This window comes from Desulfotruncus arcticus DSM 17038, assembly GCF_900113335.1.
In the GTDB taxonomy this organism is placed as follows: Bacteria; Bacillota; Desulfotomaculia; order Desulfotomaculales; family Desulfallaceae; genus Desulfotruncus; species Desulfotruncus arcticus.
On record NZ_FOOX01000024.1, the window covers coordinates 71,680 to 79,772 of the forward strand.

General features: G+C 46.8%; 6 protein-coding genes and 1 riboswitch. Of the genes, 3 read left to right on the plus strand and 3 right to left on the minus strand.

All coding sequences use genetic code 11. The features are described from left to right. Positions 1–89 precede the first annotated feature (89 nt). Together BM056_RS23425 and BM056_RS23430 are read left to right on the plus strand one after the other, a co-directional pair. Entirely contained in the window at positions 90–3,962 is a 3,873-nt protein-coding gene (locus BM056_RS23425) for a PAS domain S-box protein (protein ID WP_092475265.1), read from the plus strand. Next, a complete protein-coding gene (locus BM056_RS23430; RefSeq protein WP_092475267.1) occupies positions 3,959–4,327 on the plus strand; it encodes a response regulator in 369 nt (122 codons plus the stop codon). Before BM056_RS23425 ends, BM056_RS23430 begins: the two co-directional genes overlap by 4 nt. A 9-nt stretch (positions 4,328–4,336) precedes the next feature. Here BM056_RS23430 and BM056_RS23435 read toward each other — a convergent pair whose 3' ends face one another. From BM056_RS23435 to larC2, 3 genes are all read right to left on the minus strand, one after another. Continuing rightward, positions 4,337–5,686 (minus strand): PFL family protein, encoded by a 1,350-nt coding sequence (locus BM056_RS23435; protein ID WP_492207425.1) that lies wholly within the window; start codon positions 5,684–5,686, stop codon positions 4,337–4,339. A gap of 25 nt (positions 5,687–5,711) precedes the next feature. Further along, the gene (locus BM056_RS23440; protein WP_092475271.1) at positions 5,712–6,017 is read right to left on the minus strand and encodes an ACT domain-containing protein; all 306 of its coding nucleotides are present in this window, start codon (positions 6,015–6,017) and stop codon (positions 5,712–5,714) included. Between the two features lie 437 nt (positions 6,018–6,454). Continuing rightward, on the minus strand, positions 6,455–6,922 hold the full coding sequence (larC2, locus tag BM056_RS23445) for a nickel pincer cofactor biosynthesis protein LarC2 (protein WP_092475279.1): 468 nt from the start codon (positions 6,920–6,922) through the stop codon (positions 6,455–6,457). Between the two features lie 222 nt (positions 6,923–7,144). Further along, positions 7,145–7,260, plus strand: a riboswitch (molybdenum cofactor riboswitch). 11 nt (positions 7,261–7,271) lie between these two features. Here larC2 and BM056_RS23450 point away from each other — a divergent pair. Further along, positions 7,272–8,093: aldehyde ferredoxin oxidoreductase N-terminal domain-containing protein (locus BM056_RS23450; RefSeq protein WP_274377589.1), on the plus strand; the 822-nt coding region annotated here is incomplete at its 3' end.

Here is an 8,093-nt window from a genome sequence, read left to right on the forward strand (position 1 = left end):
ATAAATCCGCTGAAATAAGCTTATAATGAAACACTTTAGGGAACTGGCTATGGAAAAATGCACTTGCAAATAATTATCAGAGGTGTCTTATGCTGGGTTTTAATGATTCAGGTTTTAGTGGTGCAATAGAATTGCAGGATCTGGAATATCTTGACGTAGATGATTTGAACAGCCCGCTGTTTGAAAAAATAATTAATTTATTGCCCGTGCCTTTTTGGGTTCTGGATTTAAACTACCAGGTCATAAAATATAACCGGGCTGCTCAGGTATTTTACAACGGAAAATTGTCCGGTGAAACCTATTGTCATCAACTCGCCCGGAATATTCATGCGCCATGTAAAGGAGAAGGCCAAGTCTGCCCGGTGGATGAGGTTAAGCATACCGGTAAATCTGTGACAATGGAGCAGCAATGCCTCTCCGGTGAGGGGACTTTTCTCCCGATGGAAATTAATACCCTTCCTGTTTTTGACCGGGAAGGGCGGGTTGCGATGGTTGCGCAAATACTGTTTGACATATCTGAACGGAAAAAATATTTGGATATGCTCAAACGTTATGAAGTAATTTCCGAAAATGCCAGGGATATAATTATTGTGGTGAATTTGGAAGGGCATATCCTGGAAGCCAACAGGGCGGCCATTAAAAAATACGGCTATACCAGGGAGGAATTACTGAACTTAACAATTTTCGATATCCGTACTCCTGAAACCGGTTATAACATTGTATCCCAGATGAAGCTGGCAGAGCAAAATGGAATAATGTTTGAAACTATGCACCGGTGCAAGGACGGCACTGATTTCCCCGTAGAAGTTAACGCACAGGGTGTGGATTTAGGCGACGAGCGGGTAATTCTCAGTGTTATCAGGGATATTACCGATCGTAAAATAACTGAAGAAAAGCAGGAGGTAGAGCTGGCAATACTGGCTGATTTAGCCAACTTTAAAAACCTGAAAAAATCTATGGCCAATGTTCTGGATATATTAACTGCCATGTTTAACTGTGAAGCTGCAGCCATCAGGCTATCCGACGGAGAAGATTATACTTATTTTGCCCACACCGGTTTTTCCGCGTCTTTTGTGCAAAAAGAGTTTTCGTTATGTTCTTATGAAGCCAACGGAGTGATTAAAAAAGACATAAACGACAAACCGATGCTGGAATGCCTGTGTGGAAAGGTTTTACGCAATCAGCTCAGCGGCAACATTGATGACAAATATTTAACCAACTATGGCAGCTTTTTAACCGGCCAGGCCTCCGGCCTTAAGGATGACACCAATGGTCCGCTTAAGCTGAAGGGCTCGTGGCGTCTTACCTGCCCGGAAGCCGGCTATGAAACAATCGCGCTGATTCCCATTAAACATGAGGGTGAAAATATCGGTATATTACAGCTTAACAGTACACGCCGGAATGCTATAGTTAATGAAGATATGCACTTTTTGGAGTTAATCTCCAGGCATATGGCCTCTGCCGTAAAGCATTTCAAAGATGCAGCGGCCTTGCGTGAAAGTGAAGAAAGATACCGGCGTCTTGCTGAAAACGCCCCCGATGTAATTTACCGGATAAGCTACGTTCCCGAGCCGCATTTTGAATATATCAGTCTGGCTGTGGAAAAGCTGACCGGTTACGCACCCGACCAGTTTTATGCTGAGAGTAAACTTACTTGTCAGGCTATTCATCCGGAGGATAAGGGCTTATTGCATAAGCTTATCGACGGGAAAACCGGTGGCGGGGAACCTGTTGAGTTGCGCTGGAAACATAAATATGGCCATATAATCTGGCTGGAACACAGAAATTTGCTGATCAAAGATAAAGATGGCCATATTGTCGCGGTTGAGGGTATAGCACGCGATATAACCGAGCGAAAGGTGATTGAATCTGCCCGTCAGGAACGGATGTTATATGACCGGGTAATGACGACGGCCATGTCAGTGTTTACCAGATACCATCACCGCAGCGATGTATTGGAAGAGCTGTTGGCTTTGGTCCTTGAACGCCTTGACTATAAAGCCGGTGTGTATTACGCGTATAATGAGTGGTCAAATGCGCTGGAAAAGTTTGTTGCCAAACCGGTCGCAGCTTTTGGATTTCCCGGCCTGTTAGAGAATGAAAAACTTAAAGGCGCAATTTTAAATAAAGAAATAGTATTGATTGACAGCAGCCGGCAATCCAAAAATCCGGATTGGGAGTTTGGCGGCGGGAGCGTGATGATAATACCTGTATATTACCAGGATTCGATGCACGGTGTAATTATCCTGACCGCTGATAAAAAAATACCCGGCAACGAAGTTAAGTTTCTGGAACAGATGTCTGTTCACCTGGGCATAACACTGCACGGGATTAAACAATTTGAAGATTTAAAAATATTATCCAGCCAGCTGGCAATAAGGCAAAAGGAAATTGAGAACAAAAACAGGGAACTGGAATACGCCAACAGGGCCAAAAGTGAGTTTCTTACCAATATGAGCCATGAGCTTAGAACGCCGTTAAATTCAGTGATTGGTTTTTCAGAATTGCTGGAGAGACAGCTTTTTGGCGAGCTTAATGAACGCCAGATTGAATATGTAATGGATATTAAGGAAAGCGGCGAGCACCTGCTTTCCCTGATCAACGATATTTTGGATTTGTCTAAAATTGAAGCCGGAGCAATGGAACTTGATCTTAACGATATTTATCTGCCCGACCTTTTGCATGGGAGCATTCGCATGTTCAGGGAAAAAGGGATGAAAAAGGGCATCAAATTAGATTTGGCTGTAGACGAAGAAATTGGTCTGATTACGGCGGATTCAAGGAAAATCAAACAAGTTATATTTAACTTATTATCTAACGCGGTAAAATTTACACCTGACGGCGGCAGTGTATCGCTGTCAGCTATTGATGAGCAGGACCACGTGCTTGTGTGCGTCAGTGACACGGGAATAGGTGTGTCAGAGGAGGACAAAGCCAATATCTTCAGGGAATTTGCCCAGGTTGACGGGTCCCTTTCCAGAAGGCATGAAGGTACGGGACTGGGGCTGGCCTTAACTAAAAAACTGGTGGAAATGCACGGAGGGGAAATTCGGGTAGAGAGTAAGCTGGGCGTCGGAAGTAAATTCCTTTTTAATTTGCCGGTCAAGCCAGGTCAAAAAACAAATAAACCAATAAGAAAAGAGCATCAGGAAACCGCTGAACTGCCGGCAACCAGCAGCGCTTCAGGCAAAACTCCCCTGGTTTTGGTTGTAGAGGATGATGAACGGGATGCCATGTTAATTGAAATGTATTTAAAAAACGAAGGGTATCGTGTTGTTAAGGCTGCAGACGGCCGGGAGGGTTATGAAATGGCGCGGAAACTTCACCCTCAGATTATAACGATGGATATTTTGATGCCCATAATGGATGGTTGGGGCTTGCTGGAAAAGTTGAAAGCGGACAGGGAATTAAAGAACATCCCGGTTATAATCATATCGGTGGTTTCCGATTATGAAAAAGGTATGGAGTTCGGGGCCTCGGAGGTGCTGGTCAAACCATTTGATCCCGCTATTCTGGTGGAAATTATGAGGCGGAAACTTGGCAATCCGGGATTAGACAAGACACCGCACACAATTCTGATTATTGATGACGACCCTAAAGCAATAGAAATAATCACCCAAAACCTTTCCGGGTATGGTTACCGCACGTTGAAAGCGCACGGTGGTATGGAAGGAATAAATATGGCCAGGGGGGAAAAGGTTGACTTGATCCTGCTGGATCTAATGATGCCGGAAGTCGACGGCTTTGAGGTATTAAGGGTATTAAAGCAGGACCCGCAACTGAGGGATGTACCCGTTATCGTATTAACAGCTAAAATTTTAAATGCCGGTGATTATGAGAAGCTGCACGGACTGGTGGTTACAGTTAAAGAAAAAGGTACATTTAGCCATACCTGGCTGCTTTCAGAAGTAAGCAGGACTTTAAACGGGCAAAACCGAAAGAGCGATGGTGAAAAAGCATGATTGATGCAAAATATATTTTGGTTGTAGAGGATAACGATAAAAACCTGCGACTGCTAAAAGATTTTTTAGAGTCGCAGGGCTATACCGTGCAGGCGGCCAAAAGCGGCAGGGAATGCCTGGATCTGGCCGCGGCCTGTAATCCCGGCTTGATCTTAATGGATATTCAAATGCCTGATATAGACGGGATTACAGTTACCAACCTGTTGAAGAAGGAAGAAAAAACAGCACAAATACCGATTGTTGCTATTACCGCCATGGTTATGAAAGGCGATAAGGAGCGCATATTGCAATCCGGCTGTGACGGATATCTGGAAAAGCCGGTTAAATTTGATCTGTTGCTTGAAATGGTACAAAAGTGGTTTTAAATTATTAGCTTAATTACTCAGGCTTTGCACCGGCGCCGGGATGCGTCCGCCACGTTGCACGAATCGGTCGGCGGAAAACGGGTGAACTGCCATTACCGGTGCCCGGCCAAGCAGGCCGCCGAATTCCAAATAGTCGCCAACTTGCTTGCCTGGTGCGGGAATTATTCTTACGGCGGTGGTTTTTTGGTTGATCATGCCTATGGCCACTTCATCGGCTATAATAGCGGATATCGTTTCAGCACTGGTTTCGCCCGGAACCGCGATCATGTCCAAGCCTACCGAACAAACACAGGTCATAGCTTCCAGTTTGTCGATGTGCAGGGCCCCCTCTTCCACAGCGCGAATCATTCCCGCGTCTTCACTTACTGGAATAAATGCCCCTGAAAGACCACCTACATATGAAGAAGCCATGGAGCCACCTTTTTTTACAGCGTCATTGAGCAGCGCCAACGCTGCTGTCGTACCATGGGTTCCGCAACGCTCGAGTCCCATCGCTTCAAGAATTTCAGCAACACTGTCACCAACCGCCGGTGTGGGCGCCAGGGATAAATCCACTATGCCGAAGGGTACGCCCAGGCGGGCAGCGGCGGTTCGGCCCACCAGTTCTCCCATGCGGGTTATTTTGAAAGCGGTCTTTTTAATAATTTCCGCCAGTGTTCCGATATCATGATCAGCGGCTCGCTCCACAGCTTTTTTTACTACCCCGGGGCCGCTGACACCAACGTTAATTACTGCTTCCGGCTCGCCAATGCCATGAAAGGCTCCGGCCATAAACGGGTTGTCCTCGGGTACATTGGAAAACACCACCAGCTTGGCGCAGCCAAGACCGTCCCGGTCGGCTGTAAGGGCGGCGGTATCTTTAATTACTTTTCCCATCATAGCTACCGCGTCCATATTAATTCCCGCTTTGGTGGTGGCAACATTAACTGAAGCACATACCCTCTCTGTTTCTGCCAGAGCCCGGGCAATGGTGTTGATGAGTTTTTTGTCCCCGCCGGTTATACCTTTGTGGACCAGCGCTGAAAAACCGCCAATAAAGTTTACGCCCACCTCCGCGGCCGCACGATCCAGCGCACGGGCAAAAACCATGTAATCATCGGTTTCTGAACAACCGGCAACAAGGGAAATTGGCGTCACCGAAATACGCTTATTTACTATTGGAATGCCATACTCCCGCGCTATCGCTTCGCCAACCGGCACCAGGTTGCCCGCCAGGCGATTGATTTTATCATAGATTTTGTCGCAGGCCTTCTGCGGGTTGGTGTCGGCACAATCAAGCAGGTTGATTCCCATTGTGATGGTTCGGATATCCAGATGCTCTTCCTGAACCATGGTAATTGTCTCCATTATTTCCTGCATTGTCAGCAAGGTAAAACCCTCCGTTCTACAATCTATGCATAAAGTTAAAGGCATCCTCATGCTGTGCGTCTATGCGCACACCCAGTTCTTCACCTTTGGCACCCAGGCGGTTTTTTAGTTCCAGTAAATCAATTTTGCTTTTTCCCATGTCGGCGATAAGTACCATAACTAAAAATTCCTGCATAATGGTCTGGCTGATATCAAGGATATTAATGCTGTTTTCTGCGAGTATATTGGTAACCCCGGCAATAATACCCACCCGGTCAGGGCCGATTACCGTAATGATAATCCGGTTTCCGCCGGCTTCTTCATTTGAATTGAGATACTTCATAAACTCATTCCTCCTCGTACTCGTATGGTGGCTTGATTTATTGCAAAATTGCCCTATTCCAATGGAAAATGGCAAAGCATAAAGCAGCATGGTGCGCCTATCCAGAATAATTTTTCATGTTACTTGTATCTGGCGCTCCGGTGGGTCCCTCCGTGCGCTGCGCAATTTTCCTTGTTGTCCGTATAGTTATTTTTGCATAACGCTTACAACAAACAGCCTGAACGTTACTTTACGCCCTTTCGGGGTCAAGCTCCGGGGATTTGACGCGTTATTGGGGACATACCTCCGACCCTAAAGCCCGACCATAAAGAGGAGGTATGTCCCCTGACCGCTTTTCCGCATCCAGTGCTTCGCTTACTCCGGGAAGCCACCGGATCACCTTGCCTACGGTAACTATTTTCCATCCTTTTGATGGTGCTGCGCTAGCGGCAGGGTGGTTAACTCTGGGATTTTGCCAGCAGCAGCGCGGCGGTATAAACCTCCTGTAAAGGCACTTTCTTTTCAATGGCCAGTTTTTTGCAGTCTTCATATTCAGGGCTGTAGCGCAGAGGTTTATTGCCGTCACCGGTACGGGCGGTTTTTACCCGAACCGGACCGTATTCGGTCTGCACAGTTATAAAGTCTCGTAACAGGCAGGCCCGTTTTTCGGTGCGAACTCGTACCCCCAGGGTTGAGGTTTCGGTAAATATGATATCTAAAATTTGATTCAGGTTTTGCTGTTGAACTAAAACTTTTAACAGTACCCCGGGACGGCCTTTTTTCATAATGATGGGCTGCAGATATGCGTCCCGGGCTCCTTCCAAAAGTAGTTTTTCGATTATGTAAGAAAAAAACTCAGGATTCATATCATCTATTGCAGTTTCCAGGACGTTTATTTCCTCCCAGGCAAAGGATGGTGCATTCATTTTACAACTCCATTCCTAATAAGCTAATATTTTGGCTTATATTTATTTTCGCCTGTAACTTGACAATTCCTTGCAAGATTAAAAAGAGCATATTTTCTGTTAATATTTTCTGCTAAAGATAGTATTAAAACACTTTCTTTAAATTTATTGACAAAAACTTTTTTCCACGATACCCTGAAATTAACATAAATTAAGTTAGTTAATCAAATATCCATAAGATTGAGATTTAAATTTCTCCGAGCCTGTTAACCTTCTGCTCAGGTGGTTTGCAGGACGTCAGGGTATAACGGGAAACTGTTATGCCTCCCAGTGTGGAAAGGAGAGGAAAATAATTTAAGGAGGAGAGACAATGTCCAAAATAATCAGGGTCAACATGACCCAAAAAGAAGTTAAGTTTGAAGAAGTTGCGGACAAGTACACCTCCCTGGGCGGGCGTGCCCTAACCTCGCAGCTTATAGCCGACGAAGTGCCTGCCACCTGTGACGCCCTGGGACCATTTAACAAACTGGTCATCGCCCCCGGTCTGCTTTCCGGCACCAGCGCACCATCCTCAGGCCGCTTATCGGTCGGGGGCAAGAGCCCGTTGACCGGCGGTATCAAAGAAGCCAACGCCGGCGGCATCACCTCGCAGAAATTAGCCAACCTGGGCATTAAAGCCATCATCATTGAAGGAAAACCCGCCGATCAAGAATTCGCAATGCTGAAAATTACCCCGGACGGAGTAGAAATGCTGCCCGCGGGCGACCTGGCCGGCAAAGGCACCTACGAAGTTACCGCCACCTGCCGCCAGCACTATGGCGAAAAAGTGGCTGTAATCACCATCGGCCCCGCCGGTGAAATGCTGATGCAATCCGCCGGTGTAACCAACAACGACAGCGACGGCAACAGCAGCCGCTACGCCGGACGCGGCGGGCTGGGCGCGGTAATGGGCTCCAAGGGCCTAAAAGCCATTGTTATTGACTGCCCCAAAACCTTCGACGCGCCGGTTGCCGATCCCGAGCGGTTTAAAGCCGCAGCTAAAAAATTCGCCAAAATATTGCTGGACCACCCCGTTTGCGGACAGGGGCTGCCTGCTTACGGCACCAACGTACTGATGAACATCATCAACGAAGCCGGCACCATACCCACCCGCAACTTTAGATTCGGCCGTTTCGATAAAGCCGCCGAAGTC